Genomic DNA, 21044 nt, shown 5'->3' with positions numbered 1-21044 from the left:
AGCCAAAAAATTCGAGAGGAGCAGTCTCATGAGTTTACGGTTTAAGAAATACTTATGCGTATGTTTGTCTCTTGCCATCGCTTTGTCCATTCTGGTTGCACCTGGCAATATTGCCGCAGCCAGCGATGCCGTCATCAATGTCTCCTCGGAGAAGCAAGTAATTCGCGGCTTCGGAGGCATCAACCACCCGGCATGGATCGGCGATTTGACGGCAGCACAGAGAGATACCGCATTCGGAAACGGGGCTAATCAGTTAGGTTTCTCAATATTAAGAATCTACGTGCATGAAGACCGAAATCAGTGGCATCGTGAGCTGGAGACGGCTAAACGGGCCATTGCCCTTGGAGCCATCGTATTTGCTTCCCCATGGAATCCGCCGGCCGATATGGTTGAGACCTTCAACCACAACGGCGATACGACGGCAAAGCGGCTTCGTTACGACAAATATGCCGCGTATGCCCAGCATCTTAACGATTTCGTGACGTACATGAGAAACAATGGCGTCGATCTGTATGCGATATCCGTCCAAAACGAACCCGATTATGCACATGACTGGACGTGGTGGACACCGCAGGAAATGCTTCGGTTTATGAAAGAAAATGCCGGATCGATCAACACCAGAGTGATTGCTCCGGAATCGTTCCAGTATCTGAAAAATATGTCGGATCCGATTTTGAACGATCCCCAGGCGCTTGCCAATATGGATATTCTCGGAGCCCATCTGTACGGCACGCAGATTAGCAATTTCGCTTATCCGCTATTCAAACAAAAAGGAGCGGGAAAAGATCTCTGGATGACGGAGGTTTACTACCCGAACAGCGACAACAACTCGGCGGATCGCTGGCCCGAAGCCCTGGATGTGTCTTATCATATCCACAATGCGATGGTAGAGGGAGATTTTCAAGCTTACGTATGGTGGTATGTCCGCAGATCTTACGGTCCGATGAAGGAGGACGGCACGATCAGCAAACGCGGCTACAATATGGCTCATTTCTCCAAATTTGTCCGCCCCGGCTATGTCAGGGTCGATGCCACGAAAAATCCTGAATCCAACGTTTACGTATCCGCCTATAAAGGTGACAACAAAATCGTTATCGTTGCGATTAACCGGAGCAGCGCCGGGGTCAATCAGAACTTTGTTCTGCAGAACGGATCGGTTTCGCAGGTATCAAGGTGGATCACGAGCGGCAGCAGCAATCTTCAACCCGGATCGACACTCAATGTAACGGGGAGCAACTTCTGGGCCCATCTTCCCGCACAGAGCGTTACGACCTTTGTAGGCGAACTCGGGCGGTAACTCACCGTCCACGGTACTGGTAGGTATCACAAAGGTAAAGCATTTTAACAAAGAGCTGTCTCCAGGTCATACAGGCGACTTGGAAGGGCAGCTCTTTGTTTTGGGCTGGAATTGATCCGAAATTTCAGCTGATATAGTTGGATGCATGAAAGGGAGCAAAGCACAGTCCTGGATTCCCCTTATGCCCTAGGCGATTACTCCGGTTTATCCTATTGCATTGTAAAGGAGTTTGCGGCCATTCTTCTCCTAGCCGGTAGCCATATCGTAAGCAAATTGTACCCCGAGGAAGGAATTGTACCTTTTTCTTGCGAACAGTCAAGTGTATCATCGTATTGCCTTGTTTTTGAAAACGCTTTCTATTGAGGAGGGTACGTATGCAGCGTTTATGGTCCAAGTTCTCCCCGGTGTTCCGCAGATTTCTGATTTCCTACTTGATTGTGCTCTTAATCCCTCAAATTGCGGGTTATGCATCGTACAGGGCTTCAATTGAAGTAGCAAAATCAAGTTCGATTGAAAACAGTTTGAGTTCCTTGAATCTGGGAAAAGAGATCATCGAGCGTCATCTGGTGGAGGTGGAAGCCTTCACGAAGCAGCTTGCGATCAATCAGGATCTTTATCGTCTCATCGCTGATCCCAAGCCGCTCGACAGCAACAACGTTTACGGCTTGGGACGCATGCAGCGCAGCCTGTCCATGTACAGCAGCACGAATGATTACCTTTCCAATTTTTTCATCTACATACGTAATTATAACGCCATTATTACGCCGAATACCGTCTATTACCGGCCCGAGCATTATTACGAGGCGAATCGGCTTGATGGGTTGACGTTCGAGGAGTGGGAGGAGGCCGTATTGAAGAAACCGCATCTAAACGAGATGATTCCGCTTAAGAAATATAGGCGGGAAATCCGCGACACGGTGTTTGTCGAGACGCCGGCCGTCACGTTTCTGCAATCGATCCCGCTTAACAGCTTCAACAATCCGCAGGCGATGATCGGCGTACTGATCGATGAAGATCATATGGGCAGCCTGCTGCAAAATATCGTGGATCAATACGGCGGCTGGGCGGTAGTTGCGGACCGGGAAGGCAGATTGATCCTGTCCCGCGGCATCGACGAAGAGGAAGCCAAGCGCTTCACCGAAGCTTCTTCCGATGAGAACGGCGAGGTCAGCCCCACGGGAGACGGACGGCTGTTGATCTCCATCCGGTCCGACCTGAACGGCTGGACCTATATAGCCGGAATACCCGAGCAGGCGCTCATGACGAAGGCCGATAGAATTCAGCGGGTCACGATGACGTTTACGCTGACTGCGCTGATCATTGGCTTGCTGATTGGACTTATCCTCGCTTACCGGCACAGTGCAAAGGTCCAGTCGCTCCTGTCCGTGTTTCGCGAGCAAAACCACAATTCCCGGGAGAAGATCGGCAACGAGTATGATTTTCTGGCCGGCAATATCGCGGCTCTGATCGCTAATAACAAATTGTTGGAGTCCTCACTGAACGATCAGCTCCCGCTGCTTAGGGATGCGTTTATCAAACGGCTGCTGACTGGCGACTTCTATACGCTGCGCGAGTTAGAGGCAGTTTCCGGTCAGACGGGAGTCCCGCTCCGCGGCGAGCAAGGACGCGCAGGCATTCTGAAAGTCGCCGGATATGGCAGTGCCGACAGCAAAGAAATCATCCAGGAACTCAGCGTTGCCCGGTTGATCGTCCGGCAGTCTTTGAGCCGGCTGGAACCCGATGTGCTGGTTACGGACTGGGGTTCGGACCAGATCGCTTTCGTGCATCCGCTTGCCGGAGAGCCACTTGACGACTTAAATCGTCGCCTGGAAGCCGGTCTGCTTCAACTGGTCGATACGGTATACCGGCATCATCGATTGTCGATTACGATCGGGCTGGGTTCGGTGTTCGACGCTTGGAACGGTGTGGGCGACTCGTTCAACGAAGCGCAGCAAGCGCTGGAGTATGCCGTTCATACCGGGGCGGTCGGCATCACCCGGTTCGACGATGCGATGAAGGCTACGGAGCTGTACTATTATCCGATTGAATCCGAACAACGTATGCTCAATACACTTAAGGCGGGTGAGCTCGAGGAAACAAGCCGCCTGCTTGACCAGCTGTTCAGCCGGAACTTTGAAGAGAGGGAGCTGTCGTACGATATGACGCAGCAGTTCGTGATGGAGCTCAAGGGAACCTTTCTGAAGCTGGCCGAACAAAGAATATTCCACGACGAGTCGCTCACCGACCATATCAAAGAGCAGATCGCTGCAGTTGCGACGACGGATGGGGTAGATCAGCTCAGGGAGCGATTCGGGCAGCTCATTCATGAGATCTGCATGGATGTCCGGAAGAAAAAATGCGACATGCACGCCGAGACCGTGGGTGAGATTATCCGCTACATCCACGAGCGTTATTCCGACGCCGAGCTGACGCTTTATCGTATCGCGGAGCATATCGGCAAGCCCGAGAAATATATCTCCCAAATGTTCAAGGAACATACGGGAACGAATCCTTCGGACTACATTGAACTGGTGAGGATCGGCAAGGCGGCCGAGCTGCTGCAGCAGAACCTTTTGACGATTGACGAGATCGCCGCGCAGGTGGGGTATAACAGCGCGCATTCGTTTCGGAGGGCCTTCAAGCGGGTTCGCGGTGTGTCACCGAGCACATTTCGGCAAATGGCCGATTAAGGAGACGGCGGGCTCGCCAATCTTTTCGCGGAAAGAGGAAGGTCAGCCGCCTGCTTAAACGAATGGATCGAACGTCTTGGCGGACGTTTTTTAATCGAACCCGCCCAATGAAAAACCGAGTGAAATCAAGGCTTGGAGAGCATCTGTTTCCGAAAATGTACGGTACGGGAGAAAGTGTGCCTTTACGAAGCCGAGCTTGCAATTTTATGATTACGCACAAGAAAGCGCTGCCAAATAAGTTCTGGCTTCATTGGCAGCTACTCATCGAAGGAGGGATGGAACTGAGTACTCTATTTTCCAAGTCCAAAACGGTCAGAGCCCCGAGCGGCAAGCGCTCGGAAATCGGAAGAGCCGCCAAACGAAGCTTCAGAAGACATTGGCAGCTGTATCTGCTGGTCATTCCGCCGGTCTTGTACTTCATCATCTTCAAGTACTTGCCCATGGCAAACGCCGTGCTAGCTTTCAAGAATTATAACGTGTTGAAAGGGATTTGGGGGAGTCCATGGGTCGGTACACAGTATTTCGAGATGTTTTTTCGCAACCCGGCGTTCGTAACACTGATCAAAAATACGCTGTACATTTCGTTCTATCAATTGATCGTCGGGTTTCCGATCCCGATTCTGCTGGCGCTGGCCTTGAACGAGGTGAAGAGCGCAAGGTTCAAAAAAACCGTGCAGATGGTCACCTATGCGCCATATTTCATCTCCACGGTGGTCATGGTGTCCATCATCATGCTGTTCTTGTCCCCGCGTCTTGGGATCGTGAATACGATTACTGGCGCGCTTGGCTTTGAAGCGATCAATTATCTTGGAGAGCCTGGCATGTTCCGCACGGTCTACGTGCTGTCCGACGTATGGCAAACCATGGGTTATTCCGCCGTGATTTATCTTGCTGCTCTGGCGGGCGTGGACCCGTCATTATATGAAGCTGCCAAGGTGGACGGCGCCAATCGGTTCCAGAAGATCCTGAACGTCGACCTCCCCGGCATTCTGCCGGCCGCGGTCATTATTCTAATTCTCAGTGTAGGCAGCATCATGGCGCTCGGCTTCGAGAAAATGTACTTATTGCAGAACCCGCTGAACCTGTCCACGTCCGAGATCATTTCTACGTATGTGTACAAAATCGGATTGTTGAATGCGAACTACAGTTTCGCCACGGCAGTCGGATTGTTCAATTCCTTGATCAATCTGGTGCTGCTCTTGGTTGTCAACGCCATTGCCAAGCGGGCTTCTAATACCAGCCTCTGGTAAACTTCGAGAAAGGGAGTGAGTGACATGAACGCATTGCGGGCCCATTCCGGTAGCCGGCGGAGCGTGAGGATCAAGGAGTCGCTGGGGGACCGCATCTTTCTGACCGTTACCTACATCTTGCTGACCTTGGTTTTAATTGCCGTGCTGTATCCGCTTATTTACATCGTAAGCTCATCCCTGAGCAGTCCTAGCGCTGTCTCTGCAGGCAAGGTGTGGCTGTGGCCGGTCGACGTATCGCTGGCAGGGTATGAGGCGGTGTTCCGAAACGGTCAGGTGCTGACGGGTTATGCCAATTCGCTGTTTTATACCGTTGCCGGTACGTTTATCAGTGTATCCCTGACCATCATGGTCGCTTACCCGCTGTCGAAAAAGTCGTTTTTCGGCCGCACGCCGCTTATGGTTTTCATTACATTCACCATGCTGTTCTCCGGCGGTTTGATCCCGACCTATCTGGTCGTCAAATCGATGGGCATGATCGACACGCGCTGGGCGCTGCTCATTCCGAACGCCGTGTGGGTATGGCAGGTCATTATCGCCAGAACCTTCTTTCAGACCTCGATCCCGGATGAGCTTTCCGAGGCTGCGGATATCGATGGATGCAGCGACATCCGCTACATTTTCAGCGTCGTTCTCCCGCTTGCCAAACCGATCATTGCGGTGCTCTCACTTATGTATGCGGTGGGACAGTGGAACGCTTATTTCGATGCCCTGATTTACTTGAAATCGCAATCGCTCTATCCGCTTCAGCTCATTCTCCGCAGCATTCTCATCCTGGGCAGCGGAACGGGCAATATGGACGCCGGGGAGATGGTGAAGCAGCAGCAAATGGCCGAGTTGATGAAATACTCGCTCATTGTGGTGGCAAGCCTCCCGGTGCTGGTGATCTATCCGTTCGTACAGCGTTATTTTGTGCAGGGCATGCTGATTGGCTCCGTGAAGGGCTGATCCCGGGCTGCTCTCATTGTGTTGCTTGACCAATTCGTGAGGAGGAGATTGATTTGAGAAAAACAGGACCCCGTCTGCTTGTACTCATACTGATGCTTGGTTTGGTACTTGCCGGATGCTCCGGCGGAAACGACAACGAAGGAAGCGAAGGGACAGAAGGCGGCTTACAGGATTCCGGTGAGAAGGTTACGATCAACGTATTTGCCCATCAAAGCTCGGATGTGGATCTGAAAACGAACAAGTTTACGAAAAAAATGGAAGAGCAATTCGGCATCAAGTTCAACTGGATAACCGTTCCGTTTGACGGCGCGGCCGAAAAGCGGCAAATTTCACTTGCGTCCGGCGACTATCCGGATTTGTATATGCTTATTCCTTGGGTGGACCGTTTCTCGCAGACGGATTTGCTGAAGTTCGGTCAGCAGGGGGTGATCATCTCGCTTAACGACCTGATCGAAGAGCATGCTCCCCACATTAAGGAAGTACTGGAGAACAACGAATATTATAAGGCTATGAACACCGCTCCTGACGGCAAGATTTACGGATTGACCGGCTTAAACGAATGCTTCCACTGCTCGTACCCGAATAAAATGTGGATCAATACGAAGTGGCTTGATCAGCTCGGGCTTGCGCAGCCGACGACGCCGGAAGAATTCAAAGCGGTCCTTGAAGCCTTCAAGACGCAGGACCCGAACGGAAACGGCAAGGCGGACGAAGTGCCGCTCAGCGGATCCGTCGAAAATTTCGGCGTTCACGTGATTCCGTACCTCATGAATGGCTTTATTTACAACGACGACAGAACGTACCTCATCATGAAGGAGGGGAAGGTAGACACCGCTGCGAACAAACCAGAGTGGCGTGAAGCTCTGGCCTACATCAAATCGCTGTATGACGGCGGACTCATTGACCCAGGGGCGTTTACGCAAAATGCAGGCGCGTACAAAAAAATCGGGGATAACGCGGACGCACAGCTATTGGGTGCCGGAGCAGGCATGCATCCCGCCCTGTTTTTAACAACAGGAGAAGATGCACCCTACAGCAAGGACTACAACCCGCTTCCGCCTCTGCAAGGACCGCATGCCAATTATGCAACGTTCAACTATCCGATCGATCCGGGCGCATCCTTCGTTCTGACGAATAAAGCGAGCAAAGAGACGCAAATCTCCGCCATTAAAATGCTGGATTATTTCTATACGCAAGAAGGGGCGATGCTTTCCTATCTTGGTGAAGAAGGCAATAGTTGGCGCAAGCCGCAGGATGGAGAAATCGCGCTGAACGACAAAGTGGAACCGCTCTATAAATCGATCCCGCTTGAATCCGGGGAGCAGCCCCGCAATGACAGCTGGGGGGCACTAACCCAATATAACCATCACCGGGCATACCGCGATGCCGAGGTTCAGGGCACGGATATTTACGCGAACGATGGTTACGAACGCCGCCTTTACGAGGCGACATTATTGATGGAAGGCAAGGAGCCGAAAGAAATACTCCCGCACTGGGCGCTATGGGTAGACCCGTTGGTCGCCGATGAAGCCAGCATGATGCAGACCAACATCAAAGACTATGTCGATCAGAACGCCTTGCTGTTCATTACCGGCGCTAAGAGTCTGGATAAAGATTGGGATGATTACGTGAAAGGGCTGGAGGGCTTGAACATGCAGCGTTATCTTGAAATCATGCAGGCTGCCTACGACTCATCGACAATTTCGAAGTAAACCGTGGCGCGATAAGCTCTGCTTCTTGGGGGCAGGAGTCTACGCCCCGGACGCGGCGGGGGCAGCTGGCTCCTGCCGGAATTGAAGGTGATCAAGGCTTTGGTGGAGCTGGAGGAGTCAAGTCTAGAAACTCCCGCAATATTAAACTAGTAAAGCACAAGATAGGACGAGAAAAAGCAGGGAAATCTAGTTATACTGAACTTGCATACGCATACTAACGTTAAATTGGGAGTGGTAAACTACATGGCGAATTTATTGCGCATCGGAACGCTGGTTGGCGGCGGGGACGCTGTACGCGTAATTCCTCAGATTGCGCCCCACGGCTTTGAATCGTTCAGCCTCACCTTCTGGCAGACGACCGGTGCTACCGATCTTGCGGAGACGGCCAAGCGAGTTCGCGAGCTGCAAGCTGAACACGGTTTTATCGTGTCAACGCTTGGGATCTTCGGCAATCCGCTGACCGGAGAAGGCGGTAATACTGATACTTTGGCGAGCTGGGAGCGTCTGATCGATCATGCCCATCTCTTCGGCACCGATATCATTTCCGGTTTTACCGGACGATTGGCAGGCGAATCCATCGACGCCTCGATTCCGCAATATGCGAAGGTGTTCGGCGAGCTGTCCAAAAGAGCGGCAGATCAAGGCGTCCGCATTGCGTTCGAGAACTGCGATATGGGCGGGACATGGGAGACGGGGGATTGGAACATTGCCCATAATCCGACGGCATGGGAGATGATGTTCAACGCCATCCCATCGGACCATATCGGTCTGCAGTGGGAGCCCTGCCATCAGATGGTCTCTTTGATCGATCCGATACCGCAGCTGCGGAAATGGGTGGATAAAGTATTCCACGTCCATGGCAAGGATGCGACGATTGCTTGGGACATCGTGAGGGAATATGGCATTCACGGGCCGAAGCCTTATGTATGGCACCGTACGCCCGGATTCGGTGACATCGACTGGACCGACATCATCACGATTTTGCGGCAGGGCAACTATGAGGGAACGATCGATATTGAAGGCTGGCATGATCCCGTATATAACGGGGAGCTTGAGATGACGGGACAGGTTCATGCGCTTCATTATTTGAAGCGATGCCGAGGTGGAGATTTCATACCGAATCCGGTGTGATTTCTACTACAAATCACCTGTGGTTGGTGTTTTTTTAATGTCGGCTATATTCAATTGAAACTGGCGTAAACGATTTTCTACGATGCAACAATTTCACTGCATACTAATGTAACCCACATTATATCGCAGACAGAAGGTTTCTGGCTGTAATGAAAGATACCGCCCGGCCGGAAATCTGCTTTTGCAACATGGACCTATTGCCGATTCGATAAGTTTCTTACAAACGTACTACCGACCCAAGTTTTGGATCGGTAGTACGTGATGATATTTATGGGAAGTTAGCTGCCTCGAATTTGGCTCCACATGGTCACCATGTCGATCCAGCCTCGATGCTCTGCGATCTTGCCGTCCTCTACACGATATTGACGGTACAGCGTGACATCAATCGTATTGCCCGTGGGGGCGGTTCCAAAGAACATGCCTTCATGTGTGCCTCTCACAGTCATTCTCACGAGCACCTTATTCCCTTGACCGATGATCTCTTCCACGGTGTATTGTTTATCAGGAAATGCCTCCAGGATCGTTGCTGCGAATTTTTTCAGACCTTCCTTAGATTGGTAAGAAAGCTCTTGATAATCGTTGGACAGAAATCGATCCACGGAGTCCAATTCACTCTGATTCCAAAATGCCTCGATAAATTGGTTTACTGTTTCCACATTTTTTTGTTCCATCGTTTTCATTCTCAAACATCTCCTTATGAATGGGTTATTGGGAATTAGTTAACGGCGAACTGTCTTACTTTATCAGCAGTTATTGAGTCTGGATTTGAGGCAAAAGCGTAGCCGTATCGAACCAGCCGCGGTGATCAGCGATGTCTCCGTCGATGACCCGGAATTCGCGGAACTGTGTTACCTTCACGGTTTTTCCAGTAGGCGTATTTCCGGCAAAATGGCCAGCATGCACAGCCGTCATGAAAATTCTAGCGATGACCTTCTCGCCTTGGGCCAGGATTTCTTCCACGGTAAACCGCCGATCCGTAAAAGCCTCCACGATTTGCGGGGCAAAGAATTGATCGGTCTTTTCCAACATGCCCTGATTCGCAATGTCCTCGATAAACGCGGTCACCACTTCTGTATTTTCTTGTTCCATCGTTTTCATATAAAACATCTCCTTTTTTAATGTTTATTGAAACCAGTTGTACTGGGTCAAGCCAAGTCAGATTTTATAAACAGGGACAATGGAATACAATCGGCTAATGCTTTGAATCCGGCATCGCAAGGATGAAGATGATCGCCGAAATCATAGACGGGAAGCAGTTGTTCGGGATGCTCCGGATCAGCCAGCGCAGTGTTAAAGTCGATAATACCGTCAAATACTTCGTTGGTCAGGATCCAGCGGTTCACTTCTTGCCGGATGAGCTCCTTCTCATTGGAGTAGTACGGAGCGCCGCCAAACGGTGGGAGGGTAGCAGCAAAAATGCGCAGTCCGTTCTCATGTACTTGGGCTGCCAATTCCCTCATTCCATCAATAATCTGATTTGCGGTCGCATTTCCGAGTCCAATATCATTGATTCCTTCGAGAAAGATCACATCGGTAACTCCAGAATGTGAAAACAGGTCACGATCCAGGCGGGAAAGCACGCTTTCTCCACCTATAGGCAGACCAACCTCTGGCCCCTTTTTCAATATTTGATTGCCAACGATTCCCGCATTGAGAACGGAGATCGGATGGGAGGGATGTTCTCGACGAAGTCGTTCACAGAAAATATCCGGCCAACGATGGTTAGCATCTGGAGTCGATGTACTCCCCTCTGTAATGGAATCACCAAGTGCGACAATGACATGAAAAGGCTCACCTTGTGTTAAAACCTCCATACCGGATAGCCAGTAATAAGAATGAATTTTTTTTCGAAAAAAATCCGCGCTACTATCGTCGGCATGATTCCCCTCGGCGACATAAGTGGACCTAGGAGGCGAAAAATGCCATGTTGAGGCTCGGGTCGACTCAGGAACATAAACGCTGACAGCTACGTCAACATGTTCGTTTACTTGGAGATCGACAGAGTCTGAATAAACTTCTTCCCCTGCAGGAATGACGATGGAGAATTGACCATTCAAGGCAACTTGCCGACTAGTTCCGGGAACGGTTTCCCCGTCTTTTGCGGCTAATGCTGCTGTTACTGTGCCGAAGACCGCAGGCTCGGAACCGTAAAGATTGGAAAACTTCAGGCGGACCTTTGAACCGAAGGCATGCGGATGTATAATCATTCGGATGGTCTGATCCTCGAATCGCGCTTCGGCAAAGTTCCCATCAAAGTACGTTTGACTTGCAAACCAAGATCCCATCCAATGGCCGTCAGAATACTTAAGTTGATTTATTATCAAGAAGAAACATCTCCTTTGGTATCATGTTACCATTTGGTAACCTAATGGTAATAATAAAAACGTCTATCGACGTACTTTCAAAGAAGACAGACCATGTTAAGCTGTAGCTTTTCTTGTGAGATTAGGGTGTTAAACTACGGAAGTTTATACTTTCTGATCTCTTAAAAAAGGGATTGTGCTGTTAGTTTGCTGCCGCTGCTATCGGTGTTAGCTTACGGGTCAGATCCACGAAACTGCCGACCGCATCTCGAATTCGGTCTTTCATACCCTCATCTATCGGAGCGCCATCGGGGCCGAACGTGTTCGATCCATATCCGATCGAAATCCACTGCGAACAGTTAATTCCGTGCAAATTACGTACAATAGTCTGCAAATGCGACAGAGAGCTAACTCCGAGCGGACCGCCGGCGGAACTTACGGAAAGCACTGCCTTGCCCGCAACCTGGTTTCCGGTTATGTAGTCTAGGGCGTTTTTAAGTGCTCCTGATACGGAGCCATGGTATTCCGGCGTTGCAAGAATCAAACCGTCTGCCTCTGCAATTGCTTCCAATACATGCTTAACGTTAGGATGGAAATCCCAGTTGTCGGGTGAAAAAAGCGGCAGTCGTAGCTCCGATAAATCAATGAATTGGACAGATATGTTCTGGGCTTCTAAAAGGCTGTCAATATACCGAAGTAGGTTCGTGCTGCTTGCGTTTGTGCGGTTACTGCCTGCAATCAAGGTTACTTTCATTTACAACATCACCTTTCATTTTCAATGGTTGTCGGAATGGATATGCAAGTCACCGGCTGACAAACAGATCCGTTTGCGATATCATGTGACCATTAGGTCACTTGTTATGTTTGTATAATACGTTACCATACGGTAACGTGTCAAGTGGTACAAATGAATTTTTTTTTCAAATCGGGAATCCGCCAAAGCACTTGCAACACTCATTGACGGTGGTTGCGATGACGAGCGTTGTGACCACCTGACATCCACTTTGCAGTACGGGTAATTCCTATGATGATGAAATACAATCAGTGAATTCCTGCGCCCTATTGGTAGAACGCTAACGAAATGCAACGGTACTTTTCTTCCGGCCTTCGTTACGTGCAATGTAATGCAAGCTAAGAATGATGCTGATTGGGCACATTTAGCAGAAAAGTACTCGCAAAATATAAGGGCATAGGGTAGTACTCATCCATTGACGCCAATACAAAAGAGGCAGCCTCGTAAAGCTTTAATCTATGTGGGGCTGTCTCTTCGTGTTTACGGGTTTTGATTTGAGTTATTTTTTTATATATATTGACACGTATATACATTAATGTGTATATTAAGATTATGAGATCAGCAACAATTCAGTTAAGTGTACTTACCTTGCCGTACTCAATTGATTCAACATCGTTGAGTTGCTAAGGAATAGGCCCAAATCGGTAGGGGAAATCGTCCAAGAGCGCTAGGCATCAGCCGCACGTATCCCGTCATTTGCGGATCTTGAGCGAGGCCGGGATGGTACGCTTGCGCAGCACACTTTTGCTGACAGCGATTGGAATATCGTTTCGGATAGCGAAATGTACACAACCGTGTTGTTCGAGGAGAAAAGCGGAGGAACGCGGATTAGTATCGTGACGCGATTCGCTACCAACGAACAATTGGACCGCGCTGAAGCGATGGGCATGATTGAAGGATTCACCGATTCTTATGATCGACTGGAAGAATACTTAGAAAATTTAATAGGAGGCAAAAACTCAATGGAAACCGTTATTTCAAAAGATGGGACACAAATCGCTTATACCAAACAAGGAACTGGCCCTGCAATCATCCTCATATCATCGGCAGCGGCTGATTATAAGGATGCTTCTCCGTTAGCCGAGCACTTGTCGGTCAACTTCACCGTATACAATTACGATCGTCGCGGACGAGGCCGCAGTACGGATACTTCACCTTACGAAATCACACGTGAAGTGGAAGATATCGAGGCTTTAATTACAGTCGCCGGAGGGCAAGCTTACTTGTTCGGAAGCTCATCCGGGGCCGTGTTGGCGCTTGAGGCCGCGAGCTTGTTAGGAGATTCAGTCGCAAAACTCTTCTTGTATGAACCGCCATTCATTATTAACGACAGCCGTAAGCCTGTACCTAGTGATTACGTCGAACATTTGAATGGACTAATCAAAGCCGAGAAAAGGTCTGAAGCAGTCGAATATTTCGCATCCGAGGCTCTAGGCATTCTCGGGGAATATATCGGCTATATGAAAGCCGATCCTTCTTGGAACAAGATGGAGTCCCTGGCGCATACTCTTGCTTATGATGGCATCATTATGGGAGCGACGCAATCCGGGAACCCGCTGCCAACCGGCAGATGGAACGTTACGATTCCTACTTTGGTTATGACTGGGGAAAACAGCGAACCGCTTTTCCATGGCGCGGCACGTGCGCTTGTCGAACTTCTTCCAAAGGCTGCTGCACATTCGCTTGCCGGTCAAGATCATTCCGCGGTTGTCATGGCTCCTGATGTTGTAGCAAAAGCCATATCGGATTCCGAACAATTAAGGAGAGTGGGAGCATGACGAATATTCAAACGTTGGACCGACTAGTCGGTACTTGGCAAATCAGCGGCGGAGCAGAAGGAACGATAACCTACGAGTGGATGGAAGGCGGGCACTTTTTGATACAACACGTCCATCTTTCCCAGAACGGACAAGAAGTGAAAGGGATCGAGATGATTGGGCATTTAAAGCCCTTCGGCGAAAGCAAGAGTCCGGATATTCGGTCCCGTTATTATGATACGTTAGGCAATACCTTCGATTATGTGTATGAATTGGAAGGAGACTCACTCGTCATTTGGGCTGGAGACAAAGGATCGCCTTCCTATTATAAAGGGGCATTCCGCTCTGACGGAGATACCCATTCGGGGGCATGGCATTACCCCGGCGGGGGAGGTTATGAAACGACGATGACGAGAGTCTCGCCAGCAGGAGGGATGGTCATTGGTTAAGCAGTTGGTAGCAAAACCTTTAACGGTGACGGCTTCCAGATTCGCGCTAGCGTCAATTTTCTCAGGAGCATTGTTCGTGCTTCTCCTATGCAGCCTGCATCTGCTGCAGCCCGAATTTGATCCGACATGGCGTTTTATCAGCAAATATGCTCTTGGCGACTTTGGTTGGATGATGCACCTGGCTTTTGGATTGCTGGCATTTGCTCAAATCAGCGTAGCAATTACGATATTCCCGCATATACGTACGGTTACGGGTTTCATCGGACTTGTTATTCTTGGAATCAGTGCAATAGGCGTAATAATCGCAGGCATCTTCGTGACCGATCCCATCTCCGTTAGTCCGGATGATGCAACGTTTAGCGGCAGCATGCACTCAATCGGAGCGATGCTGGACTACACGCCGGTAGCCGCATTACTGATTAGTCTTTCGTTATGTCGACTTGATGTTTGGCGTCCTGTGAAGAGAGTGCTGCTCACAATCGCGAGTATTGCAATCGTCGCGATGCTGGTATTTGTGTTTCAAATTCCGCAAGACGGGCAATTCGGACCGGAGGTTTTAGCCGGTATGTTCGGACGGTTCTTAATCTTGGCGGAGATTACGTGGCTGATTATTGTAGGGATTCATGGAGCCAAGCTCGGAGCTTCTAAATAAATGTAATCGAGTTAAACACAGAAGAAAAAATACATGTATAGTTACTTCGATATCCTTTCTATGGGAAATACCATGATTGGAGAGAATAGAGTCCGATCTTATGATTATTGGAGTGGCTGTTCGAGAACTCCAGACATCCAGAAAATTACTCAGTTATTACGTTCCAATTATATTGATTACATCTCAAAATAGTGTCTATGAGTAACATTCCCACACATAATACAGTATAAAAACACCTGTTCTGACACGCTCCAGGTCTGCTTTATGACTTGAATTGCGTTACAGAACAGGTGTTTTTCCGAGCTTACGTTAATACGATTTCGAAGGATTAACTACAACGATTCTACTTCAAGTATAGCTCCAGGCGGCAATACTGCTTCAACTCTATCTCTGACATGCTGATTGAGCAAAATTTCCGCATCCAAGATGGCTGCAATCCCTTGATCCGTCGATGAGCGAATGAGTCTACCTAATCCTTGCCGTAAGCGAAGCAGCATATATGGCAGGTCTACTTCTTCATATGCTGAATCAGCGGCTTCCCGTTTAGCCATAAATACAGGATCTTCCGGGGGATAAGGCAATGACCAAATCATAACATTGGATAATGAAGGTCCCGGTACGTCCAACCCCTCCCATAGGCTTGCCGCACAGAGCACGCTTTCCTCTGTGTTTTGGAATTCAGCTATGAGGCTGCTAATTTCACGGTCACCTTCATACAGCATGGTATAGGATGCGAAATCTGGATGGTGCGAAGCGGCTTGCTTAAACTCGCGAAGCTCATTCATTGTTCTAAATAACAATAGAGCTCGTCCTTCGGTACGTTTGATCAGCTTGGCCGCCAGGGCCAGCTTCTTCGCAGCAACAACCTCACTCCGAATCTCTCCATCTTGCAAAAGTTCACGCGGTGCCAAGAGCTTCATCTGCTTCTCGTAATCGTACGGAGAGTTCACGGAAAAAGATAAAAATTCGCTAATTCCGAGACTTCCTGCTACGTAATCAAAAGATCCATCTACCGACAAGGTTGCAGATGAGAATACAATTGGCATCTGAAGCCCGAATACCCGGTCCTCCAGCACTTCCTTGACCGTTTGCGGCATAATGGCAAGGGTTGCAGCCCCATCCACATTTTCTTCCGCCCAGCAAATGAAAGTATCAGGATCACGGAACAGATGAAGAGCCGTTTGGATCATCTCCAGATGCTCCTCAACGATACGCAGCTTATATTCATCAAGCGTATGCAAGCCACTTTCAAAGACCAGCTCTTCATCAATAGCTTCGATCGTACCTTTCCAGCGATTCAGTTCTTGAAGAAGCTTCTCATCCATTCGGATTTGTTTTCGATCAGAACCGGGTATCGCTGTACTTTGCTCCGCTACCAGAGAAAACACAAGCTGACTCTGATCAATGGAATCTTCAATTCGTTCGGCTAGCGTTTCCCTGATCTCTCCATCTAGAAGACGAGTAATAATCTCTTCATATGCACTATGCTTCAGCTTATAACTGAGGGCATGCTGTGCTGCCGTTTCGAGTAAATGTCCTTCGTCAAAGACGACTGAACTATGTTCCGGGAGCAGTGGAAGCTGACCTTCTCTTTTTCTTCCCTCATAGGTCCACACATGTTCCATGTAGTAATCATGGGAGCAGATAATAAGGTCTGTAGATTTACGATAATGGTCCCGAGATAAGGTCATGCCGCAGCGATGTCTTTGATCACATACAAAACAATCCTGAAATGAATCCCAGTTGATCTTATTCCACTGTTCATCATTCAGATGAGGGTATTCCTTACGATCGCCGTAAGGGTAAAAAGATTGCATCGTTCCTGGGGAATGAACAAAATCAGGAAGATTTTCATACACGTCTTCAATAACCGCCGCATCTTCATCCTGAAGACGAACGCCGTCAATTTTTTTAAGACATAGATATTGATCAGGGGATTTACCAAGCCGCGCATCAATTTGTAAGTCCAAATAACGGGCAAGCTTAGCTATGTCTCCTTCCTGTTTTACAAGTTGCTCAATGAGCGACTCATCTGCACAGGCAATCACTGCAGGCTTGCGTGTATATCTTGCATAGTTAACTGCATAAAGCAGATACACGAGTGTTTTTCCCGTACCTACCCCAGCTTCAGCGAAAATTGTTTTCTTACTGGCATAGGCTCTTTCCAATTGGTAAGCCATAAAAATTTGTTCATCCCGGACATCAAATCCATGTTCAGGTAACACATCATAAAAAACATCCGCAACCCAATCGCCGACCTGCTTGACGAACGGCTCTGACGGATCATAGGAGAAAGGATATCGCTCCACGCTTACGCCTCCGAGACTATCATATTCTTATTAGGAAAACTAAAATTATCTCATGAATGAAGAGGTTTGGCAACCCACTTTTCTCAACGATTCAAAGAGAGAGGAAGTGAACACTATGTCCAAAACGATAATAATAAAAAAACAAGCTGCATTCCAATGAGATTGTAGCTTCCGATCACGGTCTGCCAAGGTTTGGTATAATTATCTTGAATCCGTGTTTTTTATTCTATTTCTCTTGAGCAGGGAGGTATTTTCCATCCGTAACGATGAGCCGAATGATCCCAAAACATCCGCCGATCCGGTAAATGATACTGATATCCCACTTGAATGGGAAGAAGAATTTTGGAACCTGGAAGATGACAATGAAGAAGATGAGTTGAATCCACCACCCAAAAGAACATGGATCAAAAAAACAATTATTATGATGTTGGCCATTCTTCTACTCGGTAATCTAATTGCTTTTATACCACAGATTTATAATCTACCGACACTACGGTTTTTGAAAAAGGATTCACAGTTATCACAAAATGAACAGATCCAGCAATATAAGCAAGCCGTTGTCAACGTTAGTATTGGTGGTCGGAAAGGTACAGGGTTTAATATCGCTCCAAACGGACTCATTATAACGAATCAACATGTTATGGATAATGACGAGGCTTGCATCATCCAATTCTTTAATGGAAAAACATATTTGGCAGATGTTATCGTAAGTGACAGCGAGATCGATATCTCCATACTAAAAATTAGAGACAATGCGAACAACCTACCTACACTCCAATTGGAAACAGAGATAGCCTATCAAGAGGGCGACCCTATTCATGTCATCGGAAATCCGCTAGCATTCTCTCGAATCGCCACTGAAGGCACAGTGCTAGGATTTACCCCATTAGAGGATCCCCAGCTCCCCATGCTTATGATACAGGCTCCAATTCATAACGGAAACAGCGGCAGCCCTGTTATTAACAATAAGGGAAATGTTATTGCAGTTGTGTATGCCACAACAACTACATCACAGGGAGGCCACTCTATCCCCGTAGGTCTTGCTATTCCAATCGATTATTTGGAGAAATATGAGAAGATTATGTTTTAATAGTAGTAGGCAGCTGATCCATATGGATCGGCTGTTTTAAAGGATAGAGAATGATCTTGCTGCGATAACAAAAGGATAACGATTTACAAAATGTAACCATTAGGTCAGTCCAGTCGCTGTTATAGCGGTTTTTTTATTTTATCGGTACAATTTCGTAACCCGAGCCAAAGACAGGAAATTATACCGATTGCCGTATAGGACAAGAAGATGGTCCGATTACCGATTAGATAGTTGTCTATGACTCCACTAACACTTGGAGATAATAGTGGCCATGGGCATGTTACAAATATACCCAAAAGTACTATTTCATCTGATTCAATTTTTTTTATGTAACTTTGTTTCCTTTATTGGTGTTTACTAAGTTGAAGGAAACGAGAAAGTGGATCATAAATCATATGGAGAAATGAACGTACACATGGTTATATTACAAAAATAAAAAAAACGAAGGAGAAGTGGAGATGTCTAAACTATACCGTTTACGATTATACATTCCAGTGCATACCTGAAACATCTTTGAAGGGGGGAGTGATCATGAATAAGAAGTATTTAAGAAGAGCTGCAATATTGCAGCAAGTTGTCTTGTATTAATGAGCGCATTATTTATAGTCAGAGAACTTATAGTTAATAAACAAGTTGTAGACTCGACTATTAATGACACCACTCCACCAAAAAAAGCAGTATCAGATTGGCAAAATGAATACAACAGAAAAGCACTAACGGAACCGGCGGAAAGGGTAGTAACTGAATATGGAGATTTTTATTATGCTCCTTTCCAAAACAATTTCCAAGAGATGAAGTCGCTAACCTAGATATTGAAGAGGAAGTGACCAAAGATACAAACCAGGTAATAGTGAGGGGTTATTTTTATGAAAAAAATAAAAATAATTTCATCGTATACGCTTTTATCCGGTCTAACATTCAAAGATGAGGGACTAGAAGGTGAAAAGAACGGGACGGAACGATTACAGAGTAAGTGTGAGAAAGGAGTGAAAAATGTGAGGGTGTATTCTAAAGGCATCAGAAAATTGATTGGTCTGGTTATTATCGTTTGTGTAGTAGGAGGTGTACTGGGGTACCAAAGCTCATTTGCTAAAAGCACGAATAATCAAAGCTCCGAACATTCTCCTAACTATCCTGAAAATGAAAATGGGCAGACATACGGTTCATCCTCAGATGCTGCTTCTCCAGAAACAGAACCCGAATTAATTAGCGCAATAGGCATAGATGGCACTGCAGGATATGTGCTGAAAAAAGATTTAGACGGTGAACAACCAAAGTCACCCCAGGATGCCATCGCGTTACAGAACAATAGATCACCAGATGGTCGTGATATCCCTCTTTATGATGTTGAAGGTACAACCGTAATTGGTGTGTTTCATGTTGGAGGAAAATAATAATAAAGTATGCTCAGTGTTAAACTAAAGGGCAGGGGAGTTCTATAATTTACGACTACTCTACATTATCTAAAGGATTGTTTGGTTGGAGATTCAATTCCTTTAGTGCTGGTGGTGGATTAAATATAAACTAAAAAATTTCAGAACCAATCAATGGATATACTAGAGTTGGTGATCTCGTATTTGGATTAGCAACTGAACAAGTTGATAGGATTGAAGTGAATAACATTAAGGCAATATTAATACCTTTAGATTTTTATATCGAAGGTAAAGAAATCAAGGGTAAGAAATTTTGGTATATTCATATTAAGACTAATACCGGTGAGGTTTTTGGGATTCGTGCTTACGACAAATCGAATACAATACTATATGATAATCCTTAGAAGCAATAACAGTAGTAGGAATTGTCGGGACAAGATTATAGTCCCATTGAAAGTCGCTAATTTAGCGGCTTTTTTTGTTTTAGCGGTTCAAGTTCTTGTCTCGAGTCGAGGACAAGAACATAGTCCGATTACCGATTAGATGAGTGTCTAATGTTATGGGCAGAGGTTGCAGTGCGTGTTCACAGACCCGGGAAAAGGAGCCGGCAACATAGCGAACCAGTCTCTGAGCTCGCTATGCTGCCATGAATAGACTTGTCCCGTAAGACCTATATCAACTATTTTATGTTTTGCATACCCTTAATCTGCTGACTGCACCACTGAATGCCGTGATGCCATGCTGGACAATACAAACACGGAAATGGCAATGAGTACGCCGAGTACCCCGAACCAGGTAATGGATGCCAAAGAAACACGGTTAACGATCAGCCCGCCGATTCCTGCGCCGACAGCCGACTAAGGATAGCAAAATCAACGAAATGACGTGAAGCACCATCCCTGAAACGAGCGTGTATTTGATGCCCCGACTATCAGCGCTGTAGCCGCCGACTTTCGAGCCAATCAAACTGGCAATAACGAACACGAACACACGCTCGTCTATACAAATCCTAAGCTTTGAGGAGCTGGTAGAGCAGCTGATGGAGCGACGCAGGCCCACTTTTGAGCATACGTTTGAGGTCTTACTTAAAGGCATTGCCGCATCTAATATTATGACCCTTTCCTGCACCTCCAGTTGCTGCTTATTTAAGTATGCCAACTGTTAAGCTCCCTCGAAGTGATTCAATTTCCTCACTCAAACTCATGAATTCGCAGGATTTCACCCTGAGCTAAACATGAAAGAAGAGAATCCAGGGGAGTCGGTGGCTGGGGACAGTAGAAAGGGCATGCGGGA

16 protein-coding genes and 1 pseudogene are annotated in these 21044 nt (G+C 47.5%); 11 read left to right on the top strand and 6 right to left on the bottom strand.

Going from position 1 to position 21044, the window contains the following annotated elements; all coding sequences use genetic code 11:
- Positions 1 to 28 precede the first annotated feature (28 nt).
- The 6 genes from xynC to AK95_RS20440 all read left to right on the top strand — a co-directional run bounded on the left by xynC (position 29) and on the right by AK95_RS20440 (position 9025).
- Positions 29 to 1297 carry a glucuronoarabinoxylan endo-1,4-beta-xylanase XynC gene (gene xynC / locus AK95_RS20465; RefSeq protein WP_071221759.1) on the top strand — a complete coding sequence of 423 codons (1269 nt, stop codon included), beginning with the start codon at positions 29 to 31 and terminating at the stop codon, positions 1295 to 1297.
- Positions 1298 to 1671: 374 nt separating this feature from the next.
- Positions 1672 to 3987: a helix-turn-helix domain-containing protein gene (locus AK95_RS20460; protein WP_071221758.1), complete on the top strand. Its 2316-nt coding sequence runs from the start codon at positions 1672 to 1674 to the stop codon at positions 3985 to 3987.
- 275 nt (positions 3988 to 4262) lie between these two features.
- Positions 4263 to 5237, top strand: a complete 975-nt coding sequence (locus tag AK95_RS20455) for an ABC transporter permease (RefSeq protein WP_201259415.1) — start codon at positions 4263 to 4265, stop codon at positions 5235 to 5237.
- A gap of 24 nt (positions 5238 to 5261) precedes the next feature.
- Positions 5262 to 6182, top strand: coding sequence for a carbohydrate ABC transporter permease (locus tag AK95_RS20450; RefSeq protein ID WP_071221757.1), 921 nt, complete (start codon positions 5262 to 5264; stop codon positions 6180 to 6182).
- A 53-nt stretch (positions 6183 to 6235) separates the two neighbouring features.
- Complete coding sequence (locus AK95_RS20445; protein WP_071221756.1) at positions 6236 to 7894, top strand: ABC transporter substrate-binding protein; 1659 nt, start codon at positions 6236 to 6238, stop codon at positions 7892 to 7894.
- Between the two features lie 243 nt (positions 7895 to 8137).
- Positions 8138 to 9025 (top strand): sugar phosphate isomerase/epimerase family protein, encoded by an 888-nt coding sequence (locus tag AK95_RS20440; RefSeq protein WP_071221755.1) that lies wholly within the window; start codon positions 8138 to 8140, stop codon positions 9023 to 9025.
- Between the two features lie 278 nt (positions 9026 to 9303).
- Here AK95_RS20440 and AK95_RS20435 read toward each other — a convergent pair whose 3' ends face one another.
- From AK95_RS20435 to AK95_RS20420, 4 genes are all read right to left on the bottom strand, one after another.
- Positions 9304 to 9705 carry an ester cyclase gene (locus AK95_RS20435; protein ID WP_071221754.1) on the bottom strand — a complete coding sequence of 134 codons (402 nt, stop codon included), beginning with the start codon at positions 9703 to 9705 and terminating at the stop codon, positions 9304 to 9306.
- Positions 9706 to 9775: 70 nt separating this feature from the next.
- The gene (locus tag AK95_RS20430) at positions 9776 to 10123 is read right to left on the bottom strand and encodes an ester cyclase (RefSeq protein ID WP_071221753.1); all 348 of its coding nucleotides are present in this window, start codon (positions 10121 to 10123) and stop codon (positions 9776 to 9778) included.
- 47 nt (positions 10124 to 10170) lie between these two features.
- Positions 10171 to 11349 (bottom strand): SGNH/GDSL hydrolase family protein, encoded by a 1179-nt coding sequence (locus tag AK95_RS20425; RefSeq protein WP_235613182.1) that lies wholly within the window; start codon positions 11347 to 11349, stop codon positions 10171 to 10173.
- Positions 11350 to 11530: 181 nt separating this feature from the next.
- A complete protein-coding gene (locus AK95_RS20420; RefSeq protein ID WP_071221752.1) occupies positions 11531 to 12082 on the bottom strand; it encodes an NADPH-dependent FMN reductase in 552 nt (183 codons plus the stop codon).
- Between the two features lie 725 nt (positions 12083 to 12807).
- Between AK95_RS20420 and AK95_RS20415 the strand changes: the two genes are divergently transcribed.
- From AK95_RS20415 to AK95_RS20405, 3 genes are read left to right on the top strand one after another with little or no spacing between them, the layout of a single operon-like run.
- The gene (locus tag AK95_RS20415) at positions 12808 to 13899 is read left to right on the top strand and encodes an alpha/beta fold hydrolase (RefSeq protein ID WP_343225169.1); all 1092 of its coding nucleotides are present in this window, start codon (positions 12808 to 12810) and stop codon (positions 13897 to 13899) included.
- Positions 13896 to 14327 (top strand): hypothetical protein, encoded by a 432-nt coding sequence (locus AK95_RS20410; protein ID WP_071221751.1) that lies wholly within the window; start codon positions 13896 to 13898, stop codon positions 14325 to 14327. Before AK95_RS20415 ends, AK95_RS20410 begins: the two co-directional genes overlap by 4 nt.
- Positions 14320 to 14979: a DUF998 domain-containing protein gene (locus AK95_RS20405; protein WP_071221750.1), complete on the top strand. Its 660-nt coding sequence runs from the start codon at positions 14320 to 14322 to the stop codon at positions 14977 to 14979. Before AK95_RS20410 ends, AK95_RS20405 begins: the two co-directional genes overlap by 8 nt.
- A 332-nt stretch (positions 14980 to 15311) precedes the next feature.
- Here the strand turns inward: AK95_RS20405 and AK95_RS20400 are convergent, their stop codons facing one another.
- A complete protein-coding gene (locus tag AK95_RS20400) occupies positions 15312 to 17288 on the bottom strand; it encodes an ATP-dependent DNA helicase (protein WP_071221749.1) in 1977 nt (658 codons plus the stop codon).
- Positions 17289 to 17502: 214 nt separating this feature from the next.
- On the opposite strand from AK95_RS20400, the gene AK95_RS20395 reads away from it, so the two are divergent.
- Together AK95_RS20395 and AK95_RS20385 are read left to right on the top strand one after the other, a co-directional pair.
- A complete protein-coding gene (locus AK95_RS20395) occupies positions 17503 to 18378 on the top strand; it encodes a S1C family serine protease (protein WP_235613181.1) in 876 nt (291 codons plus the stop codon).
- A gap of 866 nt (positions 18379 to 19244) precedes the next feature.
- Positions 19245 to 19772: a hypothetical protein gene (locus tag AK95_RS20385; RefSeq protein ID WP_162487618.1), complete on the top strand. Its 528-nt coding sequence runs from the start codon at positions 19245 to 19247 to the stop codon at positions 19770 to 19772.
- A gap of 680 nt (positions 19773 to 20452) precedes the next feature.
- On the opposite strand, the pseudogene AK95_RS34930 reads toward AK95_RS20385, so the two are convergent.
- Positions 20453 to 20741, bottom strand: a pseudogene (locus AK95_RS34930) (MFS transporter); the annotation flags it as partial.
- Positions 20742 to 21044 lie beyond the last annotated feature (303 nt).

It is taken from the genome of Paenibacillus sp. LC231, from assembly GCF_001860525.1.
In the GTDB taxonomy this organism is placed as follows: Bacteria; Bacillota; Bacilli; order Paenibacillales; family Paenibacillaceae; genus Paenibacillus_AQ.
The sequence above is the reverse complement of the archived record's forward strand: the minus strand, read 5'-3'. Positions and strand labels throughout refer to the sequence as shown.

What these genes read in the sequence shown, in the direction of transcription:
- AK95_RS20420 (WP_071221752.1), bottom strand. Translation starts at nt 12,082, where the DNA reads ATGAAAGTAACCTTGATTGCAGGCAGTAACCGCACAAACGCAAGCAGC.
- AK95_RS20455 (WP_201259415.1), top strand. Translation starts at nt 4,263, where the DNA reads ATGGAACTGAGTACTCTATTTTCCAAGTCCAAAACGGTCAGAGCCCCG.
- xynC (WP_071221759.1), top strand. Translation starts at nt 29, where the DNA reads ATGAGTTTACGGTTTAAGAAATACTTATGCGTATGTTTGTCTCTTGCC.
- AK95_RS20460 (WP_071221758.1), top strand. Translation starts at nt 1,672, where the DNA reads ATGCAGCGTTTATGGTCCAAGTTCTCCCCGGTGTTCCGCAGATTTCTG.
- AK95_RS20410 (WP_071221751.1), top strand. Translation starts at nt 13,896, where the DNA reads ATGACGAATATTCAAACGTTGGACCGACTAGTCGGTACTTGGCAAATC.
- AK95_RS20430 (WP_071221753.1), bottom strand. Translation starts at nt 10,123, where the DNA reads ATGAAAACGATGGAACAAGAAAATACAGAAGTGGTGACCGCGTTTATC.
- AK95_RS20450 (WP_071221757.1), top strand. Translation starts at nt 5,262, where the DNA reads ATGAACGCATTGCGGGCCCATTCCGGTAGCCGGCGGAGCGTGAGGATC.
- AK95_RS20435 (WP_071221754.1), bottom strand. Translation starts at nt 9,705, where the DNA reads ATGAAAACGATGGAACAAAAAAATGTGGAAACAGTAAACCAATTTATC.
- AK95_RS20385 (WP_162487618.1), top strand. Translation starts at nt 19,245, where the DNA reads ATGAAAAAAATAAAAATAATTTCATCGTATACGCTTTTATCCGGTCTA.
- AK95_RS20440 (WP_071221755.1), top strand. Translation starts at nt 8,138, where the DNA reads ATGGCGAATTTATTGCGCATCGGAACGCTGGTTGGCGGCGGGGACGCT.